This is a genomic window from Rhizobium zaerense, assembly GCF_051810725.1.
Classification (GTDB): domain Bacteria; phylum Pseudomonadota; class Alphaproteobacteria; order Rhizobiales; family Rhizobiaceae; genus Rhizobium; species Rhizobium leguminosarum_I.
This window is the reverse complement of the sequence record NZ_JBPWQY020000004.1, coordinates 578,562-601,487: the sequence shown is the minus strand read 5'-3', so window position 1 is coordinate 601,487 and position 22,926 is coordinate 578,562. Positions and strand designations below refer to the sequence as shown.

Annotated in this window: 28 protein-coding genes and 2 pseudogenes; 21 read left to right on the top strand and 9 right to left on the bottom strand. The window is 60.9% G+C overall.

Annotation, left to right across the window (positions count from 1 at the left end):
- Positions 1–4: 4 nt before the first annotated feature.
- Both ACS4RR_RS30820 and ACS4RR_RS30815 read right to left on the bottom strand, forming a co-directional pair.
- Positions 5–1,633, bottom strand: coding sequence for a thiamine pyrophosphate-dependent enzyme (locus ACS4RR_RS30820; RefSeq protein ID WP_407768613.1), 1,629 nt, complete (start codon positions 1,631–1,633; stop codon positions 5–7).
- A gap of 25 nt (positions 1,634–1,658) precedes the next feature.
- The gene (locus ACS4RR_RS30815) at positions 1,659–2,837 is read right to left on the bottom strand and encodes an amino acid aminotransferase (RefSeq protein ID WP_407768612.1); all 1,179 of its coding nucleotides are present in this window, start codon (positions 2,835–2,837) and stop codon (positions 1,659–1,661) included.
- A gap of 155 nt (positions 2,838–2,992) precedes the next feature.
- Between ACS4RR_RS30815 and ACS4RR_RS30810 the strand changes: the two genes are divergently transcribed.
- A complete protein-coding gene (locus tag ACS4RR_RS30810; RefSeq protein WP_456190580.1) occupies positions 2,993–3,460 on the top strand; it encodes an Lrp/AsnC family transcriptional regulator in 468 nt (155 codons plus the stop codon).
- A 12-nt stretch (positions 3,461–3,472) separates the two neighbouring features.
- Here the strand turns inward: ACS4RR_RS30810 and ACS4RR_RS30805 are convergent, their stop codons facing one another.
- The 6 genes from ACS4RR_RS30805 to ACS4RR_RS30780 all read right to left on the bottom strand — a co-directional run bounded on the left by ACS4RR_RS30805 (position 3,473) and on the right by ACS4RR_RS30780 (position 8,074).
- On the bottom strand, positions 3,473–4,234 hold the full coding sequence (locus tag ACS4RR_RS30805) for an ABC transporter ATP-binding protein (protein ID WP_407768610.1): 762 nt from the start codon (positions 4,232–4,234) through the stop codon (positions 3,473–3,475).
- Positions 4,231–5,271, bottom strand: a complete 1,041-nt coding sequence (locus ACS4RR_RS30800) for a FecCD family ABC transporter permease (RefSeq protein ID WP_456190579.1) — start codon at positions 5,269–5,271, stop codon at positions 4,231–4,233. The genes ACS4RR_RS30805 and ACS4RR_RS30800 overlap by 4 nt, the downstream gene beginning before the upstream one ends.
- Positions 5,268–6,293: an ABC transporter substrate-binding protein gene (locus ACS4RR_RS30795; protein WP_456190578.1), complete on the bottom strand. Its 1,026-nt coding sequence runs from the start codon at positions 6,291–6,293 to the stop codon at positions 5,268–5,270. Before ACS4RR_RS30795 ends, ACS4RR_RS30800 begins: the two co-directional genes overlap by 4 nt.
- Before the next feature lie 155 nt (positions 6,294–6,448).
- Positions 6,449–7,312 carry an alpha/beta fold hydrolase gene (locus ACS4RR_RS30790; RefSeq protein WP_162116348.1) on the bottom strand — a complete coding sequence of 288 codons (864 nt, stop codon included), beginning with the start codon at positions 7,310–7,312 and terminating at the stop codon, positions 6,449–6,451.
- A gap of 2 nt (positions 7,313–7,314) precedes the next feature.
- On the bottom strand, positions 7,315–7,596 hold the full coding sequence (locus tag ACS4RR_RS30785) for a hypothetical protein (RefSeq protein WP_162116349.1): 282 nt from the start codon (positions 7,594–7,596) through the stop codon (positions 7,315–7,317).
- Between the two features lie 25 nt (positions 7,597–7,621).
- Positions 7,622–8,074: a hypothetical protein gene (locus ACS4RR_RS30780; RefSeq protein ID WP_162116350.1), complete on the bottom strand. Its 453-nt coding sequence runs from the start codon at positions 8,072–8,074 to the stop codon at positions 7,622–7,624.
- A gap of 168 nt (positions 8,075–8,242) precedes the next feature.
- Here ACS4RR_RS30780 and ACS4RR_RS30775 point away from each other — a divergent pair.
- The 16 genes and pseudogenes from ACS4RR_RS30775 to ACS4RR_RS30700 form a co-directional block, all read left to right on the top strand.
- Positions 8,243–9,220: pseudogene (locus tag ACS4RR_RS30775) on the top strand (HAMP domain-containing protein); the annotation flags it as partial.
- Position 9,221: 1 nt separating this feature from the next.
- Positions 9,222–9,515, top strand: a pseudogene (locus ACS4RR_RS30770) (response regulator); the annotation flags it as partial.
- 112 nt (positions 9,516–9,627) lie between these two features.
- A complete protein-coding gene (locus ACS4RR_RS30765) occupies positions 9,628–9,885 on the top strand; it encodes a type II toxin-antitoxin system ParD family antitoxin (RefSeq protein WP_020486220.1) in 258 nt (85 codons plus the stop codon).
- The gene (locus tag ACS4RR_RS30760; RefSeq protein WP_017967436.1) at positions 9,878–10,168 is read left to right on the top strand and encodes a type II toxin-antitoxin system RelE/ParE family toxin; all 291 of its coding nucleotides are present in this window, start codon (positions 9,878–9,880) and stop codon (positions 10,166–10,168) included. Before ACS4RR_RS30765 ends, ACS4RR_RS30760 begins: the two co-directional genes overlap by 8 nt.
- A 132-nt stretch (positions 10,169–10,300) precedes the next feature.
- Positions 10,301–12,061, top strand: a complete 1,761-nt coding sequence (treZ, locus tag ACS4RR_RS30755; RefSeq protein WP_456190595.1) for a malto-oligosyltrehalose trehalohydrolase — start codon at positions 10,301–10,303, stop codon at positions 12,059–12,061.
- A 29-nt stretch (positions 12,062–12,090) separates the two neighbouring features.
- Positions 12,091–13,998 (top strand): 4-alpha-glucanotransferase, encoded by a 1,908-nt coding sequence (malQ, locus tag ACS4RR_RS30750; protein WP_222350921.1) that lies wholly within the window; start codon positions 12,091–12,093, stop codon positions 13,996–13,998.
- 11 nt (positions 13,999–14,009) lie between these two features.
- The gene (locus ACS4RR_RS30745; RefSeq protein WP_026154492.1) at positions 14,010–14,210 is read left to right on the top strand and encodes a hypothetical protein; all 201 of its coding nucleotides are present in this window, start codon (positions 14,010–14,012) and stop codon (positions 14,208–14,210) included.
- 91 nt (positions 14,211–14,301) lie between these two features.
- Positions 14,302–14,517 (top strand): hypothetical protein, encoded by a 216-nt coding sequence (locus ACS4RR_RS30740; protein ID WP_017967432.1) that lies wholly within the window; start codon positions 14,302–14,304, stop codon positions 14,515–14,517.
- Between the two features lie 10 nt (positions 14,518–14,527).
- Positions 14,528–14,713, top strand: a complete 186-nt coding sequence (locus ACS4RR_RS30735) for a hypothetical protein (RefSeq protein ID WP_017967431.1) — start codon at positions 14,528–14,530, stop codon at positions 14,711–14,713.
- A 9-nt stretch (positions 14,714–14,722) separates the two neighbouring features.
- Entirely contained in the window at positions 14,723–14,911 is a 189-nt protein-coding gene (locus ACS4RR_RS30730; protein ID WP_080635731.1) for a hypothetical protein, read from the top strand.
- Positions 14,912–14,995: 84 nt separating this feature from the next.
- Complete coding sequence (locus ACS4RR_RS30725) at positions 14,996–15,157, top strand: hypothetical protein (protein WP_017967429.1); 162 nt, start codon at positions 14,996–14,998, stop codon at positions 15,155–15,157.
- 372 nt (positions 15,158–15,529) lie between these two features.
- Positions 15,530–15,820, top strand: coding sequence for a hypothetical protein (locus ACS4RR_RS30720; RefSeq protein WP_026154491.1), 291 nt, complete (start codon positions 15,530–15,532; stop codon positions 15,818–15,820).
- Positions 15,821–15,861: 41 nt separating this feature from the next.
- Positions 15,862–16,278: a hypothetical protein gene (locus ACS4RR_RS30715; protein ID WP_222295496.1), complete on the top strand. Its 417-nt coding sequence runs from the start codon at positions 15,862–15,864 to the stop codon at positions 16,276–16,278.
- Between the two features lie 63 nt (positions 16,279–16,341).
- Positions 16,342–16,590: a hypothetical protein gene (locus ACS4RR_RS30710; RefSeq protein ID WP_026154490.1), complete on the top strand. Its 249-nt coding sequence runs from the start codon at positions 16,342–16,344 to the stop codon at positions 16,588–16,590.
- Positions 16,591–16,768: 178 nt separating this feature from the next.
- On the top strand, positions 16,769–16,999 hold the full coding sequence (locus ACS4RR_RS30705; RefSeq protein ID WP_162116354.1) for a hypothetical protein: 231 nt from the start codon (positions 16,769–16,771) through the stop codon (positions 16,997–16,999).
- 134 nt (positions 17,000–17,133) lie between these two features.
- On the top strand, positions 17,134–17,397 hold the full coding sequence (locus ACS4RR_RS30700; protein WP_017967425.1) for a hypothetical protein: 264 nt from the start codon (positions 17,134–17,136) through the stop codon (positions 17,395–17,397).
- Positions 17,398–17,405: 8 nt separating this feature from the next.
- On the opposite strand, the gene ACS4RR_RS30695 is transcribed toward ACS4RR_RS30700, so the two are convergent.
- On the bottom strand, positions 17,406–18,476 hold the full coding sequence (locus ACS4RR_RS30695) for a LacI family DNA-binding transcriptional regulator (protein WP_456190577.1): 1,071 nt from the start codon (positions 18,474–18,476) through the stop codon (positions 17,406–17,408).
- A gap of 183 nt (positions 18,477–18,659) precedes the next feature.
- On the opposite strand from ACS4RR_RS30695, the gene ACS4RR_RS30690 reads away from it, so the two are divergent.
- From ACS4RR_RS30690 to ACS4RR_RS30675, 4 genes are all read left to right on the top strand, one after another.
- The gene (locus ACS4RR_RS30690; protein WP_456190576.1) at positions 18,660–19,487 is read left to right on the top strand and encodes an ABC transporter substrate-binding protein; all 828 of its coding nucleotides are present in this window, start codon (positions 18,660–18,662) and stop codon (positions 19,485–19,487) included.
- A 90-nt stretch (positions 19,488–19,577) separates the two neighbouring features.
- Positions 19,578–21,113 carry an amino acid ABC transporter permease/ATP-binding protein gene (locus ACS4RR_RS30685; protein ID WP_170259667.1) on the top strand — a complete coding sequence of 512 codons (1,536 nt, stop codon included), beginning with the start codon at positions 19,578–19,580 and terminating at the stop codon, positions 21,111–21,113.
- A 93-nt stretch (positions 21,114–21,206) separates the two neighbouring features.
- Positions 21,207–22,343 (top strand): NAD(P)/FAD-dependent oxidoreductase, encoded by a 1,137-nt coding sequence (locus ACS4RR_RS30680; RefSeq protein WP_170259668.1) that lies wholly within the window; start codon positions 21,207–21,209, stop codon positions 22,341–22,343.
- A gap of 74 nt (positions 22,344–22,417) precedes the next feature.
- Positions 22,418–22,924 carry a hypothetical protein gene (locus ACS4RR_RS30675; RefSeq protein WP_222350924.1) on the top strand — a complete coding sequence of 169 codons (507 nt, stop codon included), beginning with the start codon at positions 22,418–22,420 and terminating at the stop codon, positions 22,922–22,924.
- Positions 22,925–22,926 lie beyond the last annotated feature (2 nt).

The window sequence follows — 22,926 nt, the reverse complement described above, 5'->3', positions numbered from 1 at the left end:
ATATTCATTCGGTGTGCGGAGCCGGATGAATGAAAGGCCAAGGGCTCGCCTCGGATCCCTTCTCGATGGGAACCTCGATGAGAACAGGTTCGTCGAGAGAGAGGGCTTTCTCGATCGCGTGTTTCAATTCTCCAGGGCTCGTCACCTTGAATGCTCGAATGCCGAAGCTCTCGCCAAGCGCGACAAAGTCGGGATTGGTGAGCTCCGAGCCAAGATAACGGCCTTTATACGCCTGCTTCTGGTCACGCAGTACGTTGCCATAAGCCGAATTGTTGAAGACGATGGCGATGACATTGATCTTATGCTGGACGGCGGTAGCAAGTTCCTGAACCCCGAACATGAAGCCGCCATCGCCGGAAACAGAAATAACGGCTTTGTCGGGATTGGCGACTTTCACGCCCAAGGCCGTGTTGAAGCCGAAACCCAGATTGTCCTGATAACCGCATGTCACGTACTGACGAGGGGCATAGACCGGGAATGCAAATCGGGCGGTAAAGCCCATCTGGCAGATTTCCTCGACGAAGAAGCCGTCCCTTGGCAGGGCTTGGCGAATGGCATCGAGATAGGCGAGCTGCGGCTGCACTGCCGAGAAGCGAGACCTTGCCTCTTCATTGCGTTCGGCAAATTCGCGCGTGCGATCCGTGCGGCTCGAACCTGCCAGAGCATCGAGAAGAGCCTGCGTTCCAGCTTTGGCATCGGCGACCACCGCAACGTTCGGCTTGAGACGTACCATCTCGGTCGGATCGATATCGATGCGGATCACCTTGAGATCCTTGGGAAGCCACTTCCATCGCATGAACTGCAATTCCAGCCGGCTGCCGATCCCGATCAGGAGGTCCGTCTTCCGCCAGTATTCATAGGCCGAGACGAAATTCAGGTAGTTGGGGTGGTCGTCGGCGACGATGCCCTTGCCGGAGCGATGGGACGTGACGGGCGACTGCAGCAATTCCGCAAGAGCAGCGACTTCCGCTCCGGCATCCACCGCGCCGCCACCAACCATGATCATCGGGTTGCTCGCACCTGAGATCAGTGCCGCCGCGGCAGCGACCTGATCAGGGTCGACGGCCGGATGAGGTGCTCTCGTGCCGACCGGCAGATCGGTTTCTGGGCCGAATTGCCCGAACACGTCCCATGGCGCTTCGACTGCTCCTGGACCCTGGCGGCCGGAGAGCATTTTAGCGACGACCCCGGCCGTGACAGGACCGGTTTCGGACTGGTGATTGATCCGCTCCGCCGTTTTCGTAATTCCGCGCATCGTCGCGAGCTGATCCGGCAGTTCGTGCAACTGTCCTCTGCCTTGACCGATCAGGTGGGACATGATGTTGCCGGTGATGCACAGGACCGGGGTATTGGCGCCGTAAGCGGTGCAGAGAGCCGCGCCGGAATTGAGGACGCCTGGGCCTGGAACGACAGTATAGGCGCCGATCTGGCCGGTGGACTTGGCATAGCCATAGGCCATGTAACCGGCGCCCTGCTCGTGCCGGGTGTGAATGAACCGGATTTTATCGCCGGCATCATAAAGGGCGTCGTTGAAATCATACATATGGGCGCCCGGGATGCCGAAGACCGTGTCGATCCCATGGGCGACAAGCGAACGGGTGATCGCCTGGCCGGTCGTTTCTTTCCTGCTCATTCGGAGCCTCCAATGCTGCGTTCGGTTACGATCTCAGGCAGCCTTCGGCCCGGAGCGCCGCGACGATGGCGCCGGCATCGGCCGGCTGCATGCCGGCAAGGTTCATGCGCCCGGAATCTGCCATGTAGATGCCGTGGTTTGCCCTGAGTGCGACCGCCGTTTCCTTGCGCATGGAGAGATTGGAAAACAGCCCGCGTTGCCGGCTGATGAAGGCCAGCTCGGGAGAGGCAGCGGCCAGCGCCGCGCGATTGCCGTTGACGCGCTCGCACATTTCTCCGAGTTCGGTGCGCCACATTGCCGTCATTTCGGGGCTTTCGAGAATGGTCCTGACGACGACCGCCCCATGATCCGGCGGCATGGACCAGTTGACACGGGCGAGGGCCGCCATATTGCTTTCGGCCTGTGCAACGTCGTCGGCATTGCGGGCCACGACATAGAGCGCGCCGACGCGCTCGCGATAGAGGCCGAAGTTCTTGTCGCAGGAATAGGCGATCAGCGCTTCCTCGACCGCATCGAGGATCATGCGGGTGGGCGCGGCATCCAGTTCGAGACCGTCGCCCAGCCCCTGATAGGCAAGATCGATGAACGGCACCAGCCTGTGCGCAACGAGGAGATCGGTAATCTCTCGCCACTGCTCCATGGTGAAATCGATACCCGTGGGATTATGGCAGCAACCATGAAGCAGCACGACGTCGCCCGCGTTGGCGGAAGACAAGGTGTCCACCACGCTTTCGAATTTCACATGCTGCGACACCAGGTCAACGAAAGCGTACTCCTTTAGCGGCAAGCGCGCCGAGCTGAAGATCGGTGCGTGATTGGGCCAGCTCGGCGTCCCCAAGAGAACCTTCGCCGATGGATTTGCCGTTTGGATGAGTTCTGCGCCGAGTCGGAGCGCGCCGCTTCCACCCGGCGTCTGAATGCCGGCGAGGCGGTCGGCGATTTTCGGGGAGTTTCCGAAGATGATGGGCTCAAGCAGGCGCACGAATTGCAGGTCGCCTTCGGGGCCCAGATATTTCTTGCTGTCCTGAGTCTCAAGAAGAAGCCGCTCCGCCACCTTGACGGCACGCATGACGGGCGTGCGTCCCATGGCGTCACGATAAACGCCGACGCCGAGGTCTATCTTTCCGGAGCGCTCGTCCGCCTGAAAGGCCTTGATGAGTGCAAGCAGGCTGTCGGCCGGCCGGTTCTTCAGTTCCTCAAACACAGGTCCACCTCTTTTTTGATGTCATTGGCCGGAGATTAGCGGAACTTTCGCGACGAATTTCTGCGATTATCTCCTTTTATAGTCGCGTCGGTGCAGACAATCGGCGAATTGCGGGTATGTTACGCAGAAATTCCCCTTATATGAGAGGGCAGGCCATGCTCGACCAGTTCGATATCAAATTGCTTGCCGCCCTCCAGCAAAACAGCGAGGTGACGCAGGGCGAGCTGTCCCAGAAGGTCAACCTGTCCGCCACTCAATGCGCACGTCGTTTGGAAAGACTGCGCAAGGAGCAATATATTCAGAGCATTGTCGCCATCATCAATCCGGTGAAGCTGGGTTTCACCGTCGTTGCGCATACGCTTGTCAGCCTGCGCGCGCATACGGAAGGCGGAAACGAGCGGCTCCATCGTTTCATCGAGACCGCGCCGGAGATCCTGGAATGCTATTCGCAGACCGGTGACGCCGACTTTCTGATGAAGGTCATGACGCGCGACCTCGACCATCTCAGCCAGTTTCTCGAAAGAATGATCCGGGTCACCGATAATCTGGCATCGGTCAAATCGAGCATCGTCCTCAAGACCATCAAAAAGACGACCGCTTTGCCGCTGCAGATCGTGACGTGAGAGCGACCGCTGTCACCTGAGATACTGGATGTGCGGGCGCGAATGATGGGGCGAGGCTTCGATGCGGGCCTCGACGGAAAAGACCTCGCGCAGCAGCTTCTCGCTTAGCACGTCCTTAGGTGCGCCGGAGGCGACTATTCTGCCCTGCTGCAGGATGATCAGCTGGTCGCAGAACATGGCGGCATGGTTGAGATCGTGCAGGGCGACGATGCTGGTGATCGGCAGGCTGGAGACGAGCCGCATCAGGCCGATCTGGTGCTGGATGTCGAGATGGTTCGTCGGCTCGTCGAGGATCAGTTCCTGCGGCGACTGGGCGAGCGCCCTGGCGATATGGGTCCGCTGCTTTTCACCGCCCGACAGGCTCTGCCAGCGTTCGTCGCGTTTTTCGGTCATGCCGGCGCGCGTGAGCGCGGCCTCGACCGCCTCTTCGTCAGCCCTCGTCCAGCCCGAGAACATCGATCGGTGCGGGAAACGGCCGAGCTTGACGACGTCGACGACCTTCAGATTGACGTTCGTCGTCGCGTGCTGCTCGACGAATGCGATGCGTCGTGCGATCGACCCGCGGCTGATCGTACAGATATCGCTCCGGTCGAGCGTGACTCGGCCCGAATGCGGTCGCTTCAGGCCGGCCAGAAGCCGCAGCAGCGAGGTCTTGCCCGAGCCGTTCGGCCCGAGCAGGCCGAGCATCCGGCCGGGCTGCGCCTCCATGGAAACGCCGTCGAGAATGGTCTTCCTGCCAATTTTCCAGGTGAGGTTGTCGGCCTTGATGCTCATGACGCGCGCTGGAACCGGTAGAGGATGATCGAGAAGAAGGGGACGCCCACCAAGGCCGTGACGACGCCGATCGGCAGGATCTGGTTCGGAATGAGGGCGCGTGCGGCAATGTCGGCGAGCACCATGAAGATCGCCCCTGTTATGGCGCAGGCCGGCAGCAGACGGACATGCAGCGGCCCGACGACAAAGCGGGCGACATGCGGCACGACGAGGCCGACGAAGCCGATCGACCCCACCATGCTGACGATCGTCGCCGTCATCATTGCCGTCAGCGCGAAGAGCACCATCCGCGCGCGGCCGACATTGACGCCGAGCGAGGATGCCGCCTCGTCGCCGAAAGCGAAGGCGTCGAGGACGCGGGCGTAAAACAGGCAGCCGATGAGGCCGATGCCGACGACGATCGAGACCAGCGCGAATTCCGGCCAGCGCACGCCGCCGAAGCTGCCGAGCAGCCAGAACATGACGTCGCGGGCCTGCTGCGCATTGGCCGAGGTGGTGACGATATAGGACGTGGTGGCGTTGAAAAGCTGCGAAGCGGCGACACCGGCAAGGATGGTGCGATCCGCTCCCTCGCGCGTGCCGTTCGACAGTAGGGCGACGAAGAAGAAGGCTGCGAAGGCACCGGCAAACGCGCCGGCGGAAAGCGAGACCGCGCCGGCGCCGATCCCTAGGATGACGATCGCGACGGCGCCGGAGGAGGCGCCGGCGGAGATGCCAAGAACATAAGGTTCGGCAAGTGGATTGCGCAGCAGCGACTGCATGATCGCGCCCGACAGCGCAAGGCCCGTGCCGCAGAAGGCGGCGACGAGCGCGCGGCTCAGGCGATAGTCCCAGATCACCGTCTCATGGATGCGGTTCAGCTCGACCGCGGTCCAGCCTAGCCGGTTGGTGACGGCCGAAAAGGTGGTCGCGAGCGGGATCGGCAGATCGCCGATTCCGACGCTGACGCCGATGGCGACCGCGATGAGGCAGACGGAGGCCGAGAGCAGTGCCGTGACCACTCCCAGCTGCCGAAAGAGGCGGCCCGCGTCCGTCACTTCAACAGACCGAGGGCTTTCAGCTGCTCGGCCACCTGCTCGGCGCCGTAGACCGTGCGGACGGTCGGGTTCATCGCCTGGCCGTCCATGATCACGATCGCCTTGTTTTTGACCGCAGGGATCTGGCTGACGGCCGGATCGGTGTTCAGGAAATTGATCTTGGCCTCCGGCTTGTCGAGCTCCCAGCGGTTGCGGTCGAGACTGGCGACGACAATGACGTCGGGATTGGAGGCGATGATGCCTTCCCAGCCGAGCGTCGGCCATTCCGCTTCCGCTGATATCGCATTGTGTCCGCCGAGCAGGTCGGCGATGAAGCCGGACGCGCTGTTCTTGCCGCCGAGATAAGCGTCGGCCGACGGGCTGGGGCTGGAGAACCAGAAGACGTAGGAAAGGTTCTTGCCCTCCTTCGAAACGCTGGAGCGAAGCGTGGCTTCGCGCGCCTCGAAGTCGGCGATCAGCGCCTGGCCACGATCGGCGACGTCGAAAATCTCAGAGAGTTCGTCGATCTCCTTGTAGAGAAGATCCATGTTCCACAGCTCGGCGCGGCTGCCATACTGGTCCTTGACGTCCTTGGTGCTGAGGCAGGTACTGGGCGAGAGATAGGTGGCGACGCCCACCTTGTCGAAATCCTCGCGCTTGGCGACCTTGCTGTTCGGCCCGGCCAGGCTCGGCAGAGCCACTGCGACGAAATCAGGATTTTCGGCGAGCATCGATTCGAAGGTCGGCATCTCGACGGTCAGAAGCTTGACCTTGGCATTGGCTTCTGCGAGCTGCGGCAGAACCTTGCTCGGCCAGAAGGCGGTGCCGGCCATCTTGTCCTCGAGGCCGAGCAGCAGCAGGATTTCAGCGCTGTTCTGGCCGAGGCCGATCGCCCGTTCGGGCGCCTTCTCGAACGTCACCTGCGCACCGCAGTTTTCCAGGGTCAGCGGGTAGGTCGTCGAACCGGCCAAAGACGGATTTGCGGTAAGGCCGATCATGGTTGAGAGGCCGCAGGCGGCCAGAAGTGGTTTGAGGTTAGTCACGAAAGAAATCCCGGTGCGTGTACATATGCGGCCGGGGTATAGCCACAGGAGTGGGACTAAAACAAGAGAGGAAAGATCAACTTATAGCGAAAACTGACAACGCTGCGCAGGTAGCGGGATGGCGACACTACCGGAGTGCGTCTCGAGCTCAGGTGCTATCCGTGCTCGAGAAACTCCTGGATCGCCTGCGAGAGCGCTCCAGGATTCTCCTCGGCCACGTGATGGCCGCTGTCTATGCCGAAGCCGCGCACGTCATCCGCCCAGTTCCGCCAGACGGCGACCGGATCGCCGTAGATCTGTTCCATGTCGTCGCGCAGCGACCAGAGACAGAGCATGGGGCAGGTCACTCTTCGGCCGGCGTCGCGGTCCTCGCGGTCGTGGAGATGGTCGATGCGGATGCCGGCGCGGTAGTCCTCGATCATCCCATGGATCGCTGCTGGATCGTGGATGATGTCGACGAGGTCGTCATAGGCCTGCTTTCCCATGAGTGCCGGCGAGAGTTTGTCGTACCATGCCAGGGGAGCGGCCAAGATTGCCCGTTCCGGCTTTTCCGGCTGAGCGAAGAAGAACCAGTGGTACCAGTCTCTGGCAAATTTCCAGTCGGCGCGTTCCAGATGCTCTATGACGGGGATGCCGTCGGCGATGATGAGTTTCTGCACGCGTTCGGGATAATCCATCGCCATGCGGAAGGCAGCCAAGCTTCCGCGGTCGTGGCCGGCCACCGCGAAGTTCTCGTGTCCCAGCCTCAGCATCAGTTCAACCAGGGCTCCCGCCTTTGCGCGCTTCGAAGAGTTGCGGCTGTCGGGAGTATCGAGCGGCAGGTAGGAGCGGCCGAAACCAGGCAGGTCGGGGCAGACGATCGTGAGGTAGGGCGACAGCAGATCGGCCACCTTGCCCCAAGTCATATGTGTCCTAGGATGGCCGTGGAGAAGCAGAACGGCCGGTCCCGTTCCGCCGTGACGGACGCGAAACGCCCCCGGCCCAACGTCGACGGTCTCGAGAGAAAAGTCTTCGAACATGCTCAGCTGAGCTTCCCGACGCGCTTGGCGTATTCAGAAAACGTGGCCCCTTCGCCCTTGCGACCGGCTTCGCCGGCAAGCCGCAGCACGCGGATCGGAAACAGGATCGCTGCCAGATTGGCGCCGGACAGCTCGTGGTCGTCATCCTCCTCGATCGCTTTTTGAGCCTTTGAAAGCGCGGCGTCAACTTCCCCGCGCGTGAGCAGTTCCTTCTCGACGATTGCGTCACATAGCGAGGCCATCGCCATGATCAGGCCCTTGAGCTGCAGATTGGCGGTATTCATGAGAACTCCCAGGTGAAGAAGGATTTTAGTCTGGCTCGATCGGCCGGATCGTGTCGACAGAGACCGTGCCATTGAGGATACCTCGCTCTATATCACTTCTGTCCCGACCGATCTCGATCACTGTGTAGAGCTTGTCGTCGCGAAAGGCGCTGGCATTCGCCGTGGTGACGTCCTCGGCGGGCGCAGCATCGACTTCCATGAAATCGAGTTCACGCGCCGCGGCGACGATCCTGGCGTCGCCGGGCGTCCTCGCGGCAACGACGATGACGCCGTGGTTGGGAGCATTGTCCCACCGGGGATCGTCAGGTTTGGCGATGGGTTCCAGCCGATAGATATTGAGGACCTCGCCGCCGGTTTCGGGCGATGCCTCCGCAGCGGCATCCTGCATCTGCGCCTGACTCTCGACCGACCTTCCGAAGGTCGTCGAGCTCGTTGCATTGTTGATCTCTTCTTTGCCTGTCCTTGAGACGTTCGACATGTCACTCTCCTTGTCTGGGCGGAAACGACGGTCGAGCGGAAACTGTTCCCGCGCGGGCAAAGTTTGGCCGTTGATCTTCGGTTTGGCTTCTCTCTGCAACCCTATGGACGCCCATAGCCTTTTTCCGGCGGAGCACTAAATTAGGTTTGTTCGAAGAGGGGAATTTTCGTGAGCAACCAAACTAGCGAATTCGCGCGCGACAGCGTTGCGGTAGACAGCCTCAATGGGCATGACCACAAAACAATGGCGTTCGACGACGCCAGCGCGCTTCTGGAAGTTCTCGTCGCGGTCAGGCGCGGCGACTTTTCCGTACGAATGCGGTCCGACCTGACAGGCCTCACCGGCAAGGTCGCCGATGCCCTCAACGACATCATTGCCGCCAATCAGCGCATGGCCCAGCAGCTCGAGCACGTCGGGCAGGTGGTCGGCAGGGACGGGCGAACGAGCACGCGCGTGCGCTTCGGCCTGTCGGACGGCTCCTGGTCCGAAATGGAAGGATCGATCAACGGTTTGATCGACGATCTCCTATGGCCGACGACAGCCGTCACGCGCACGATCACCGCGGTTGCCAAAGGGGATCTCTTGCAGACCGTGCCGCTCGATGTCGACGGGCGGGCGCTCAAAGGCGAATTCCTGCGCTCGGCCGATATCGTCAACACGATGATCAAGCAGCTGAGTGTCTTCACGTCGGAAGTGACGCGCGTCGCGCGCGAGGTCGGCACGGACGGAAAGCTCGGCGGTCAGGCGCAGGTGCCTGAGGTGACCGGCGTCTGGAAGGACCTCACCGAAAGCGTGAACTCGATGGCCTCGAACCTGACGGCGCAGGTGCGCAATATCGCCGACGTCACGATCGCTGTTGCGAATGGCGATCTTTCCAAGAAGATCACCGTCGACGTGCGCGGCGAAATCCTGCAGCTCAAGGGAGCGTTCAACACCATGGTCGACCAGCTCAGGTCCTTCGCCTCGGAAGTGACGCGCGTCGCCAGCGAGGTCGGCACCGAAGGCAAGCTCGGCGGGCAGGCTCTGGTGCCTGGGGTGGCAGGCACCTGGAAGGACCTGACCGATTCCGTCAACGCCATGTGCGGCAACCTCACGGCCCAGGTCCGTAATATCGCCCAGGTGACCACGGCCGTGGCACGCGGCAATGCACCTGCCGCAAGAGGCATCTTCCGCTTCCCAGGCGTTGGAATTCTTTGCCGACGGACAGGGTTGCGATCTCGTCATCACCGATCATGCAATGCCGGGCATGGCGGGCGCTGAGCTTGCGCGCCACCTTCGCTTCTCCTTTCCAGGCCTGCCCATCATCCTTGCCTCGGGCTATGCCGAGTTTTCCGAAGACCATGGCCTCGGCCGGATGCTGCGGATGAAGAAACCATTCACGCAGGAACAGCTTCAGGCGGCGATGGATCAGGCTCTCTCGGGCAAAGTCGCGGCGGCCTGACAGTCGAAGTGCCGGCGCCGCAATTTCGGGTCGCAGTCAAGGCGGTTGACGGGAGTTTTATTTGTCCAGGTTATCAAAAACTGATAACATGGCTTCGATGAAAGGTATTGCCATGCCCTCCAGCTATAATATCGGGCCTCGCTATGAAGGCTTTGTCCGTGAGCTTGTTGAAAGTGGACGCTATGCCAGCGCCAGCGAAGTCATGCGTGATAGCCTCCGCTTGCTGGAACAGCGGGAGGAAATTCGCGCGCTTGAACTGGAAAAACTCAAGCGGGAATATGCCGAAGGTAAAGCCAGCGGCGAACCCGAAGAGATTGACCCTGCGGCCTTCCTGCAAGAACTGAAAGCAGAACGCGCAGTTCGTGGCTAAATATAAGTTGTCTCCGCGTGCCCAGCGCCAGATGCGCGATATCTGGCGCAATATCGCCGTTCACAATGAACTGGCTGCCGACAGGCTCCTGCAAAAACTTTTTGAAAAGTTCGAACTGGTCGCCGCTCATCCCGAAATGGGACCTGCGCGCCCGGAAATCAGCCCCGCGGCCCGCTTACTTGTCGAGGGGCGCTACATCGCGGTCTATGAGCCGACCAGTTACGGCGCCGAAATTGTCGTGGTCGTACATGGAATGCGCGAGCCAGCGACCTGGCTCGACTGACCCAGACTTCTATGTTTCGGTGAATGGTGACAGCGGCCGCCTTCGCGCGTCCGCTTGCTGACGAAACTTTTTGCTCCCGCAAAAGTTACCCAAATCCAATCTCACTTCATCGAAGGCTTTCCCTTGACCAAAATGAAGTTCGGCCCCGCATTCACCGAAGAGGGCATTTTGTTTCGCCTCTGGGCTCCCTTGCATGAAAGCGTGTCGCTGAAACTCGAAGGCGCTGATCCGCGGCCGATGCAGGCGCTCGGAAACGGCTGGCACCACTATACGGTCGCGGATGCCAGTGTCGGTACCCGCTATCGCTTCGTCCTGCCGGACGGTCTCGAACTTCCCGATCCCGCCTCGCGGTTTCAGCCGCAGGATGTGCACGGGCCGAGCGAAGTGGTCGACCTTTCCTTCTATCGCTGGAAGACGATCGGCTGGGCGGGTCGGCCTTGGGAAGAGATGGTCATCTACGAGATGCATATCGGCTGCTTCACGCCGGAGGGTACTTTCAAGGCGGCAATCGAGCATCTCGACTATCTGCAGCAGCTAGGCGTCACGGCACTGCAGATCATGCCGCTTAGTGAATTCCCCGGACGTTACAGCTGGGGTTATGATGGCGTGCTTCCCTATGCTCCGGACCGCAGCTACGGCCGGCCGGAAGATTTCATGGCGCTGGTGGATGCAGCACATCAGCGCGGCATCTCGGTTTTTCTGGACGTGGTCTACAATCACTTCGGGCCGGCCGGCAATTATATCCCGGCCTATGCGCCACTCTTTACCGATCATCACAAGACGCCCTGGGGCAACGGCATCAACTACGACGGCGACGGATCCGAGATGATCCGCGAGTTCATCATCGAGAACGCCATTTACTGGATCACCGAGTTCAGGCTCGACGGTTTCCGCTTCGATGCTGTCCACGCCATCAAGGACGACAGCGCCGAGCATCTGCTTCACGCGCTTGCCCGGCGTGTCAGGGCGGCGGCGTGCAGCCGGCATGTGCACCTGATCGTCGAAAACGAGGAAAACGACAGCGACCTGTTGCAGCGTGACGAAAACGGGGAAGTGAGGCTGTTCACCGCCCAGTGGAACGACGATGTCCACCATGTGCTGCATATCACCGCCACGGGCGAAACCTTCGGCTATTATGCCGATTACGCCGGTGACGCCGGCAAGCTCGGCCGGGCGCTGGCGGAAGGCTTCGTGTTTCAGGGGGAACACATGCCCTACCGCGGTGGAAGCCGCGGCAGGCCGAGCGGCCACCTCCCGCCCACCGCTTTCATCTCCTTCATCCAGAACCATGACCAGATCGGCAACAGGGCGCTGGGGGACCGGATACTTGCTTCGAGCCCTGCCGATGTCGTCAAGGCCGTCGTCGCCATCTACCTGCTGGCGCCGGAGATCCCGATGCTGTTCATGGGCGAGGAATGGGGCGCCAAAGAGCCTTTCCCTTTCTTCTGCGATTTCGACGAGGACTTGAACGAGAAGGTCAGGAAGGGCCGTCGCGAGGAGCTCTCCCGTTTGCCGGGATTCGACGCCAACGATCTTCTCGACCCGACGGCGCCATCGACCTTCGCCGCCGCCAAGCTGGACTGGTCGAAACTCACCTCTTCCGAGATCCTTGATTTTTACAGGACGCTTCTCGACCTCCGGCACCGCAGGATCGTGCCTTTGCTCAAAGGCGCCGGCGCCGGAAACGCGGTCTATCGCTCGGCGGGAAGCGCGCTCGCGGTGGATTGGAGCCTGGCGCAAAACCGACGTCTTCATCTGCACGCCAACCTCGGCGCCGAGGCGGCGCCGCTCGTCTCGGAGCAAGACGTCGGCGAGACGATCTTCCGTCTCGGCGGCAGCGATGGTGGCAAACTCGCGCCATGGACGGTGATCTGGAGCATCAGCGAGGCTTGATGGCGCGCTGACAGGAAGGCGATCGAACGATGAAATCTGCTGACCTCGACAAGCTCGCCCGCCGGCACGGCATCGGCCTGACCAGGCCCAGTCCCGACAATCAAGAGGTGGCGATATCAGGCGAGACCAAACGCAAGATCCTTCAGGCACTGAAGATCGACTTGGCGGGAGCGGCTGATCACGAGATCGGTGCGCCGCGGCGGCAGCCTGCGGCCAAGAAGATCGCCAGGTCATTTCTGCCGGATTTCCTTTCCAAAACGCCGGTCTGGGGCATAAGCCTGCAGCTTTACGAACTCCGTTCGGCACGTAACTGGGGCATAGGAGACTTCGAGGATCTCTCGGATATGGCGGATCTCGCGGGATCGCTGGGCGCCGATTTCATCGGCCTCACCCCGCTTCACGCGCCGTTTCTCGCCGATCCCGAGCGTTGCAGTCCCTACGAGCCCTCGAGCCGCCAGCATCTCAACCCACTCTATGTCGCGGTCGACCGGTTGCCGGGTTTTGCCTGTGACCCGGAACTCGAACGGAAATTGGCAAGCCTTCGCCAAACCGATCTCGTCGACTACGTCGGCGTCGTAGAGATCAAGCTGAAGGCTCTTCGCGATCTCTGGCCGGTCTGGCGAAGGCGCAGCGTGATCGACGAGGCTTATGATCCGGCTGATTTCGATGCCTTCGTCGCGCAAGGAGGAAACAGCTTGCGGCTGCACGCGCTTTTCGAATGCCTTTCGTTTTCCATGGTCGAGCGGGGGGCGGGCGCTGGCTGGCAAGGGTGGCCGGCGGATTTCCAGCGCTTTGACAGCGCAGCCGTCGCCGAATTCGAGCGTGGACACGCGGACGATGTGCGCTTTCACATGTGGTTGCAATGGCTCGCCCATCGGCAGCTGATGCAGGCAGCGGACCGGGCGCGGAAGGCCGGCCTGCGGATCGGACTCTATCTCGATCTTGCCGTCGGGGAGGCGGTCGACGGCTCGGCGACATGGAGCGAGCCGTATATCTATCTCTCGAAGGCCACGATCGGCAGCCCACCCGATCCCTTCGCCATAGATGGACAGGACTGGCACCTCGCTGGGTACCTGCCTTCCGCGATCGCGGCAGGAGAAATGTCGCCTTTCCGGCGCATGGTGAGCGCTGCCATGCGCTATGCGGGCGCCATTCGTATCGACCACGCCGCAGCGCTTCGCCGCCTCTTCCTGGTGCCATTGGGCAGCAAACCAGACGACGGCGCTTATGTCCGCTATCCCCAGGATCGGCTCCTGCAGATCCTCGCAGAAGTGTCCGCCGAGCATCGGTGCCTCGTCATCGGAGAAGACCTGGGACTGATCCCCAAGGGATTGCAGGACGATCTGGCGGCAGCCCACATTCTCTCCTACCGCATCCTTTCCTATGAACAGGACGAGAAGGGCTTCAAGCCGGCGGACACCTATCCCGTGCTCGCTTTGGCCTGCATTTCGACGCACGACCACCGGACCCTTGCCGGTTGGTGGCGCGGCGCCGACATTCAGGACCGGTGCGATCACGGCATCGTGCCGCCGGATCTTACCGAAAGACATCTCGAACATCGTAAGCGCGAGCGGAGAAGCCTGAAGGCGGCGCTCAAGGCGGCCGGCCTCGACCTGCCCGCTGGGCTTACCGCGCGGGCAAGTCGGGAGGCGCTGCGGGAACTGACCGTCAGCGCCTATCGCTTCATTGCCAGGACTCCATCGCTTCTCGCCGCAGTGCGTCTTGCCGATCTCACCGACGAGAAAAAGCCGACCAATATTCCAGGCACGAGCGACAGCTATCCGAACTGGAGGCCGAAGCTATCGGTGTTGCTCGAGGATATGACGTCGAGTCCGCTACTCAAGCGCGTAACGGCGGCGATGGGAGAAGAAAGGCCGCAAAATCGAGGGGCGAGGGAACGAATAGCAGATGGGCGGATTCTGAATAGGCAAGGATGAGGATCCTCGAGATGATTTCTAAGAAACAGCTGGTCGAAGTCGCCGTAGATACCGAAGAAGGGCGAATTGCGCTGGGCATCATGAACGCCAAACAGGCGATCGCGCTTCCTGATGAACTCGATGTGGAGGTTTCACATCCCGATCATGAGCCGGGCAAAACCGATCACTTCATCCATAAGGACGAACTGCGCAGGCATCTGGACAAATCGTAGGAACACCCGCCCTTGCTGTCGCGATTTGTTTTTCAGGCGGAACCTCCGCGGGTTTTGATTGTTTGACCTGATAACCGAAGGGAGAAAGACTATGGCAAATGCCGACCGAAAACATATTGGCGCCGGAGCGAAGGGGAAGGGCGACGGCAGCGGCGCGATGACCAATCTCGACGAGGAGCAGCTTCCCGAAAACATGGTCCTTTCCAACCGCGACAAGGCCCGGCACTCCAAGGAGCGCGGCCTCGACAGCAAGACGGTCCAGACTGAGCAATATTCAGATCACAGCGCCAATCGAGATCCTGAATGAGGAGACGTTGATGAGCAGCAGGTTACCCCCCGTTCCAGCCGAGAATGTCAGCGGCAAGGGCGTCGCTGGCAAGCGAGCAAGGACCAGTGCTGACGATGCCGAAATGGCAAGCAGCGCTGAAAACCCCGACAAGAAGGGGCAGCAAGGCAATAGCAAGATCAATACGACCCATCAGGGTAACCAGCAGGACCGGTAGGAGGCATCGATGTCTACATCGAAGAAGAGCCCGTCGACCATCCGTCAGGGTGGCCCCGGCGCATCGCATGAAAACGCAAAGGCTCCGCTCGAAATACCCAAGCCGGCGGCAGAGCCGGACAGGCGCACGCAAAGCAAGGTCTCAGGCGGTGGCGGTGAGCATGATCGCCATCACAGCCACGACCCGCAGCGAAAGTGAGCGGCAGCCGCAGCGGTGGAAACTGATCGGCGGAAGGCACGAGGTCCTTCCGCACAACATGACCAATATGATGGAACACAGACCATGACGACCGCATTCATTCTTGTTGCATTGGCTCTCATCGTCATCTTCGCCGGCCCGACATTGCTGTTTATCTGTGTCGGCTATGCCGACTATATGCTTGAGCGGCGCAAACATCTGATTGCGCTGAAGCACGCAGTGAAGCGTCGCAGCGATGAGCTGTAGCGGCAGCGGCGTCCGCCGCTGCCGACTCGTCCTTGCGCCGGCACCGCTGGGACGCTGATGCTGCGTTCGGGTTGTTCTTAGTCCCTCGTGCAAATCCTATTCTTTCATCAGTGCGATTCCTGATTTAATACCGCTGACAAGTCCCAGCGCCTTGGCGCCCTTACGATTGTCGATTGGCTGCGCCAGTCAGCAATCCGCAACAGCGTATCTCCTTTGCTGACCAAGCTACGCGATGACGGGGTTGTTCCGGTTCAATCGGGAGCCTCGCCTGTCTCATGTCTCAGGCAAATTCTGGAACAAATGTCCCTCAAGCCTGGTTACCTTGGCGAAAGACGAGCAACACTCGGGGGACAGGAAGAAGTGAAGGTTCCGATGCAGCTAAGGATAGGATTTGCGCTGGTTTTCGCCCTTATGCTGACAAGCTGCACGACGAGTGTAGGCGGTTATTCGTCGTCAGGCCTCGCTCCCATTCCTGGCAGCATCACTTATGGTGGCCAGCCCCGCACCAAGTTGACGAAGTCGCCCGCAGGTTCATCCTTCCCGCACACCTTCACCGATCAATGGGGACGCGAGGTTGAGGAAATCTACGTCATCCGACCCGACAGGAGCTTGCTTATCGCGGAGCGCCATTACCGCCCGGTTTTCTCGCTCGACGACGACTAAAACGAGCAGTTGCCCTTGAGAGATTAGGAAGGAGAATGATCATGCCGCCCCGCAAGAGCACAGCAACGAAAACACTCGACACCACGGGAGCCAAAATTGGCGAGCCCGTGCCAAAAGCCATCATTGATACGAATACCGCCTCCGTCGGAGTTCCAAGGCAGGCAGAGTCTGATCTGCAGGAAGACCTGAGCGCGCTGCGAAAACAAATCGACGCGCTCCAGCAGCGGGTGGCCAACGCCGCCCAATCGGCCAAGGGGAATGCCGGCGACGCAATGCGGCAGACGCAGGCGGCGGTGAAGCGTCATCCGGTCTCGACATTGGTCGTGGTGGCGGCTGTATGTGGCGCGTTAGCGCTTATCTTCACCGGACGTCGTGCAGAGCCGCCGCGGCGCTATCGCTATCGGCCGGCACTGGACGAATTGCGCGAGTTCTATGACTCTGTCCGCGACCGGCTCTAACAAGATTTCAGGATTGCGAAAATCATCGATATGCCCGACGCTCTATCATCAGCGAGGGATTACATGTTCGATATTATCGTGAGAAGTGCACTTGATATCGTTGGGCAGACGGAGCGTCTGATCGAGGCGATGCGGCGGATGCTGCAGAGTGAAGAGTTTGACGAGGTAGAAGTGTACGAGCTCGACTATGAGATTGAGCGACTCGGAGACATTGTTTTCAATGTGGACGAGGCCGTCCGCTCGCTGGTCCGCTCGGTTGAATATTCGCTGAAAGGTGCCCACGTGCACGCAATCTGCAGAACGGTGCACTGACGGCTCATCGCCAGGCTTCCGACCGACGGCTACGAGACCCGCGGCCCGCATTTGATTATCTCGATTCTGCGTGTCACGCCGATGTCACGCGACCGTCGCAGCAATATGTGCTTGATAGGCGCCGTTGGGCTCAGACCATCGGTCGGGCCGAAATGTCTATTGTTGCTGAGGCATCGCGATGACCTTGAAAACCACCGGGCTGGAAATTAGCCCCGATGAATTCATTTTTCCGGTTCACACCCGAACGATCGCACAGATCAGGTACGATATTCTCAATCAGGTCATGACCGTAGTCTATCACGACGGTCGTTCGCGCACGACCAGTGGCATACAAGGCCCCGCAATGCTGAGGATTCTTGCCCAGCGTCCAGTGGAGCGCTCGCCGTTTCTATTGCAGACCGTCATCTGACGCGGGAAAGACGTCGTCGACCGTTTTCGGTTGGGTACGAACCGGCTTCCGCGGGTTAAATCACCATAGTCGTGCATCCATTTCCCGCGACCTGCGTTCATCCTCCAACTGCCATACACATGGAGGGAACGCCGATGAACTTTCCATCACCGAAGACCGAATTCCCCGCGCAGCGCTTCGAAGAGGCGACCGCTGCCGCACGCGACGCTTTGGAAAGGGTGATCGCAGCTGCCAATGAAGCCGGATGGGGCACCGAAGAAATCACCGCGGCATTGCTTAAGGCCGCGCAGTTTATGAGCGATGCCAACAAGAGAGATCCCGATCCGGCCGACGATCCCTCGATCAGCGACACACCAGCCAGACAGGCGCAGATCGGTCACGGCGAGCTCTATGATTAGCCGCGATCTCACCGGTCGATCGTCGCGACAGAACCGCGCACGACGAGGTTCGTGCTGACGCGCAGATGTTCGACGGCAAGGGGGGTGCGTTCGATGCGGGCGACGAGCCGTTCGCCGGCAAGCTTGCCCATCTCATAGACGCGCTGGTCGACGATGGTGATCGGCGGAACGGTGACGCTGGTCCAGTCCGCGTCGAGAAACGAAATCATCGAGACGTCCTTGGGGATCGACAGGCCGAGCGACTGCAGCGATTTGAAGATGCGCAAACCGACGAGGCTGTCTGAAGCTAGCAGCGCCGTTGGCGGCGATCCATCCGAGAGTAGGCGTTTGATCACGGCGTCCGTCTGATGCTGGTCGGTAGCGCCAAGCCTGACATAATGAAGAGGGCTCGACAAACCCGCCTCGGTCAGCACGCTGACAAAACCCTCCACGCGTTCGCGCACGGCGGAATTCGAGATCCACCCAATATCGGTGAGCCCACCGTCGCCGGCATCCATGGCAGAGACGTAGGCGAGGCGGCGATGTCCTCGCCCGATCAGGTACCGGGTCGCGGTGATGGCCGCATTCCGGTCGTCGCCGGTCACGGCGTCGACTTCGAGTTCCGGGATGGCCCGGTCGAACAGAACCAATGGCACGCCGGCGCGGCGGACGTGCTGGAGATGATCGACGCTGTCGCAACGGGCAGGCGTGACGATCAGGCCATCGACGCGTTTGCCGATCAGGAGGTCGACGGCTGATTTTTCCGCATCCAGCTCTTCGCCCGAATTCGCGATGATGACGTTGAAGCCCGCAAGACGGGCCGCATCGCTGATGCCGCGCACCGCCAGGCTGAAGAAAGCGTTCTCGATATCGCCGACCACGACCCCGATGATGCCGGATCTTCCGGTGCTCATGCTTCGGGCGAGCTCGTTCGGGCGGTATTCGAGGGCGGCGGCAGCCGCCATGACCTGATCTGTAATCTTGGCGCTGACCACGCCGTAGCCGCCGAGAACGCGGGCGGCCGTCGCCTTCGAGACCTTTGCGGCCTTCGCGACGTCGGCGACCGTGACTGAACGTTTCGGATGAGCGGAATCTTCCATGAGCTGAGGACTACAAGAGTTGTTGACTACCGGTCAATTGACGGATATCAAATATGTTATGAGACCGGTCTCTTTATACGGGAGACCGGTATCTTGTCCAGGAAGCCTTTAGCCGCATATGTGGCGGGGCAGGGCGACCCGACGATGCCGACAAGAGCATTCCTTTCAGAGCGGAGAACGAACATGAAGCCTTTTGAATCATTCGTGGCCACCCTCGCCCCATTGCGCGCTGGCCTTTTAACATGCCTTCTTGCGATGGGCGCAGGCTCCGCAGCGGCGGCTGACAATCCCTATAACCTGATCGAGCCAGGGACCATCAGCGTTGGCACGATGGGCGATTCCAAGCCCTATACGTTTGCGACTGCGGACGGCCAGTTCACCGGTTTCGATATCGAACTGTTTCTCAACGTCGTCTCCCGCCTCGGCTTTCCAAAAGACAAGGTGACGTTCACGGGCCAGGAATTTTCTGCACTCCTGCCGTCGGTCGCAAACGAAAGGTTCGACGTTGCCGTTGCAGCGATCGGAACCACCGAAGCCCGCAAGAAGACCGTCGACTTTTCCGACGGCTATCTCGCCGGTTATCTCTCCGTCCTGACCCCGGATGCCGGTATCAAGGATGCCGATGGCCTCAAGGGCAAGCGTCTCGGCGTCGTGCAGGGAACCTTGCAGGAAGTCTATGCAGCCAAGAATTTCGGGGGAACTGATCTGGTGAAATTCCCCGACAACAATTCCGGCGTGGCCGCGCTCAACAACGGAACGGTCGATGCGCATTTTCTCGACTACGAGGCTGCCAAGCAATATGGCGAGCGCTATCCCGCACTGAAGGTTGCGGTAAACATCCCGTCCTTCGATGCGCCGGCAGGCTTCGTGGTCCGAAAAGGAAATGATGCCTTCCTGACGGCGTTGAACGGCGCGCTTCACGACGCGATGCAGGATGGCACCTGGAAGACCCTTTACGAAAAGTGGTTCCCCGGCTCACCGATGCCGGAACAATATCTTCCCAAGAAGTGACGCCGCAAGCCGCCCGCTCATGGTGGGCGGCTTACCAAGGCTCTGCCGGACGGCGGCGTCTGCGCCGGGCAAGAATTCATGGGGATCTGAATGAACTGGCTTGAAAATCTGCGCCGCAGCTTCCTGGACTGGGACGCCATGGCGGACGTTCTGCCGAGCATGATCAGCGTCGGCCTGAAGAACACGCTGATCCTGGCCGCCGCCTCTACCGTGCTCGGCGTCATCATCGGGATGGCGCTTGCTGTGATGGGCATCTCGCAATCCCGCTGGCTGCGGCTGCCGGCGCGCATCTACACCGATATCTTCCGCGGGCTGCCCGCGATCGTCACGATCCTGATCATCGGCCAGGGTTTTGCCCGGATCGGACGCGAGATCTTCGGTCCGTCTCCATTTCCGCTCGGCATCCTGGCGCTCAGCCTGATTGCCGGAGCCTATATAGGCGAAATCTTCCGGTCCGGCATTCAAAGCGTCGAGCGCGGCCAGATGGAAGCCTGCCGGGCGCTCAGCATGAGCCACGGCCAGGGCATGCGCCTGATCGTCATTCCACAAGGCATCAGGCGCGTTCTGCCGGCGCTGGTCAATCAATTCATCGGAAACGTCAAGGATTCCAGCCTTGTCTACTTCCTGGGATTGCTCGCCTCCGAGCGGGAAATCTTCCGTGTTGGGCAAGATCAGGCGGTGGTCACGGGCAATCTGTCACCGCTGCTGTTGGCGGGCGTCTTCTATCTCGTCATCACCGTGCCGCTGACCCACTTTGTCAATTATATTGATGCGAGACTGCGCCTCGGAAAACAAGGCCGCGGCTCGGGTGCTGCGAGCGGATTGGTCGAGGTAAGCGAATTGCGGGCCGCTGCCGGCCCCCACCCCACGGGCACGGCCGAGGAGAGGACACCGCGCTTCAAAGGCGGCGTCCTGAACATCCGCGACCTCACCATGGCCTATGGCGATTTCGACGTGCTCAAGGGTGTCGATCTCGACATCGCCGCCGGCACCGTCACCTGCATCATCGGCCCTTCCGGCTCGGGCAAATCGACGCTGCTGCGCTGCATGAACAGGCTTGTCGAACCGAAAAGCGGCGACATCCTGCTCGATGGCGAGAGCATCCTGGCGATGAAGCAAGAGAGGCTGCGCCGGCGCGTGGGGATGGTGTTCCAGCACTTCAACCTGTTTCCCGACCACACGGCACTTGAAAACGTCATGCTTTCGCTGACCAAGATCAAGAAGATGCCGAGGCAGGAGGCGCGGCGCATCGCCGAGGCACGTCTGGCCGAGGTCGGTCTCGCAGAACGCAGGGATCATCGGCCGGCAGGTCTGTCGGGTGGGCAGCAGCAGCGCGTCGCCATCGCACGCGCGCTGGCCATGGATCCGGAGATCATGCTGTTTGACGAAGTGACGAGTGCGCTCGATCCCGAACTGGTGAAAGGTGTGCTTGACCTGATGGCCGCTCTCGGCCGCCAGGCCATGACGATGGCCGTGGTGACGCATGAGATGGGATTTGCGCGCAGGGTGGCCGATCAGGTCGTCTTCATGGATGAGGGCCGCATCGTCGAGGCGGGCTGCCCGCAGCAGATCTTCGACAATCCCCGAAGCGAGCGGCTGAAGCGCTTCCTTGCTGAAGTTCTCTGAAGCGCCTGAGGCAACGCATGGTGCTCCCGGTCGTCCTCACGCCGGGCGTGCCGGATTTCATCGCTAGTAAGAGCAGAAAACAAGGTTATCGACATGAACGCTTCCATCAAGCCTTCCAAGGTCGTCGTCATCGGTGGCGGCATCTTTGGCGTCTCGACCGCTGTCCATCTGGCACGGCTCGGGGTCCGCACCGTGCTCGTCAATGACGGCCCGCTTGCCAATGGCGCCTCCGGCCGTTCGCTCGCCTGGCTCAACTCGGCACGCAAACGCACCGAGGCCTATCACCGGCTGCGGTTGGCCGGCATAGATCGCTACCGCACGCTGGCTGTCCGGAATCCTGATGCGCCGTGGCTGCGCTTCAACGGCGGCTTGACCTGGGATGCGGACGATGCCAGCAACGAGATCGCCGAGGTCTTCGACTATGAGCGTGAGCTAGGCTATCACGCGCAATGGCTCTCCCCGGAAAGAATTGCTGGGGTAACGCCAGGTGTGGACGCGAGTACTGTGACGCGCCAAGGCGCGATCTTCAATCCCGGGGAGGGCTGGGTCGATCTTCCGTCCTTGATCGGCGTGCTGGCGCAGGAATACCGCACGTTGGGGGGCGAGATCATCACGGACGCGGGTCGCGCGACGGTAGACGTCGAAAGCGGGCGTGCCCGTGGCGTGATCACGGCAGACGGCATGCGCCGCGATGCGGATGCCGTGCTGCTCGCTGCCGGCGGCGACGTCCCCGCAATCGTGGCCGAGGTCGGCCAGCATATCGGCGATGCAACGCCCGTCGCGCTTCTCGTCCGGACCAAGCCGATCCGCCACCCGCTGAAGGCCGTGCTCAACACCCCTCGCGTCGCCATCCGGCCGACGCCCAACGGTGGCTTCGCGCTCGATTCCGCCTGGTCCGAGGAAGAGGTGAGTGTCAGGCCCGACGGCAGCTACGAAATCAGACAATCGACGCTGGAGGGGCTGCTGCGCGAGGCCTCCAGGGTTCTCGAAGGCAATCCGGCGCTGGAGGTCGAAGATTATGGGGTCGGGCCGAAGCCCATTCCGGGCGACGGCGAGCCCGTCTTCGGCGAACTGCCGTCGATCCCGGGTTATTTCGTCGCTTTCAGCCATAGCGGCGCCACCCTCGGCCTAATTGCCGGCGAACTGCTGGCGGACGAGATCGGCACTGGACGCCGCCATCAGCTGCTGGCGGACTTTCGGCCGGAGCGTTTCAGCGCCTCGCGAAGATGAAGGCAGGAGCGGAGGCCGATGCATCCTTCTGAGCCCTCGAGCGTTCTATCGCCAGGAACAACTGGAGACGCATCATGTTCAAGGACGAACTCGGGGACACCGGCACAAACAAGGATATGCACGACGGTGTGGAAACCGCGCCGGCCTCCTTTGAAGAGGCGAGCATCAACCCTGATCTTATTAGACGTGAGGGTTTCGCCAGCGAGGCCGAATATCGGGCATATATTGCGACGCTCGGTGGTTATGCTTCCGTTGGAGACACCGTCGAGGAGCCCCTCCCGATCTACGAAGGTCATGTCTTGGAAGGCCGTTTGCAAGAACTGAGAGAAGAACTCGAAAACCTACGGGCTCGCCTTCACGTGATCCAACATCAGGCCGCGACCGTTGTTACGGAGAACGTCCGATGGGCCGATGCCAGCGCCCATGCGCAGCTCGGCAATCAGCCCTGGCTCAAGCTGGCAGGTGCTATGGCGGCGGCCTTCGTCGTCACGCGCGGCATCATGAGGTTGCCTCTGGCCGCCGTGGCGACGACGGCGCTGCCGTTGGTGGCGGCGGTGATGAACCGGAAGCTCGCCCGGTAAAG

Coding starts and splice junctions, on each gene's coding strand:
- ACS4RR_RS30765 (WP_020486220.1), top strand. CDS start 9,628: ATGCCCTCCAGCTATAATATCGGGCCTCGCTATGAAGGCTTTGTCCGT.
- ACS4RR_RS30810 (WP_456190580.1), top strand. CDS start 2,993: ATGCTCGACCAGTTCGATATCAAATTGCTTGCCGCCCTCCAGCAAAAC.
- ACS4RR_RS30685 (WP_170259667.1), top strand. CDS start 19,578: ATGAACTGGCTTGAAAATCTGCGCCGCAGCTTCCTGGACTGGGACGCC.
- ACS4RR_RS30740 (WP_017967432.1), top strand. CDS start 14,302: ATGGCAAATGCCGACCGAAAACATATTGGCGCCGGAGCGAAGGGGAAG.
- ACS4RR_RS30780 (WP_162116350.1), bottom strand. CDS start 8,074: ATGTCGAACGTCTCAAGGACAGGCAAAGAAGAGATCAACAATGCAACG.
- ACS4RR_RS30805 (WP_407768610.1), bottom strand. CDS start 4,234: ATGAGCATCAAGGCCGACAACCTCACCTGGAAAATTGGCAGGAAGACC.
- ACS4RR_RS30720 (WP_026154491.1), top strand. CDS start 15,530: ATGCAGCTAAGGATAGGATTTGCGCTGGTTTTCGCCCTTATGCTGACA.
- malQ (WP_222350921.1), top strand. CDS start 12,091: ATGAAATCTGCTGACCTCGACAAGCTCGCCCGCCGGCACGGCATCGGC.
- ACS4RR_RS30710 (WP_026154490.1), top strand. CDS start 16,342: ATGTTCGATATTATCGTGAGAAGTGCACTTGATATCGTTGGGCAGACG.
- ACS4RR_RS30695 (WP_456190577.1), bottom strand. CDS start 18,476: ATGGAAGATTCCGCTCATCCGAAACGTTCAGTCACGGTCGCCGACGTC.
- ACS4RR_RS30700 (WP_017967425.1), top strand. CDS start 17,134: ATGAACTTTCCATCACCGAAGACCGAATTCCCCGCGCAGCGCTTCGAA.
- ACS4RR_RS30680 (WP_170259668.1), top strand. CDS start 21,207: ATGAACGCTTCCATCAAGCCTTCCAAGGTCGTCGTCATCGGTGGCGGC.
- treZ (WP_456190595.1), top strand. CDS start 10,301: ATGAAGTTCGGCCCCGCATTCACCGAAGAGGGCATTTTGTTTCGCCTC.
- ACS4RR_RS30690 (WP_456190576.1), top strand. CDS start 18,660: ATGAAGCCTTTTGAATCATTCGTGGCCACCCTCGCCCCATTGCGCGCT.
- ACS4RR_RS30785 (WP_162116349.1), bottom strand. CDS start 7,596: ATGAATACCGCCAATCTGCAGCTCAAGGGCCTGATCATGGCGATGGCC.
- ACS4RR_RS30715 (WP_222295496.1), top strand. CDS start 15,862: ATGCCGCCCCGCAAGAGCACAGCAACGAAAACACTCGACACCACGGGA.
- ACS4RR_RS30735 (WP_017967431.1), top strand. CDS start 14,528: ATGAGCAGCAGGTTACCCCCCGTTCCAGCCGAGAATGTCAGCGGCAAG.
- ACS4RR_RS30745 (WP_026154492.1), top strand. CDS start 14,010: ATGATTTCTAAGAAACAGCTGGTCGAAGTCGCCGTAGATACCGAAGAA.
- ACS4RR_RS30820 (WP_407768613.1), bottom strand. CDS start 1,633: ATGAGCAGGAAAGAAACGACCGGCCAGGCGATCACCCGTTCGCTTGTC.
- ACS4RR_RS30730 (WP_080635731.1), top strand. CDS start 14,723: ATGTCTACATCGAAGAAGAGCCCGTCGACCATCCGTCAGGGTGGCCCC.
- ACS4RR_RS30705 (WP_162116354.1), top strand. CDS start 16,769: ATGACCTTGAAAACCACCGGGCTGGAAATTAGCCCCGATGAATTCATT.
- ACS4RR_RS30790 (WP_162116348.1), bottom strand. CDS start 7,312: ATGTTCGAAGACTTTTCTCTCGAGACCGTCGACGTTGGGCCGGGGGCG.
- ACS4RR_RS30675 (WP_222350924.1), top strand. CDS start 22,418: ATGTTCAAGGACGAACTCGGGGACACCGGCACAAACAAGGATATGCAC.
- ACS4RR_RS30725 (WP_017967429.1), top strand. CDS start 14,996: ATGACGACCGCATTCATTCTTGTTGCATTGGCTCTCATCGTCATCTTC.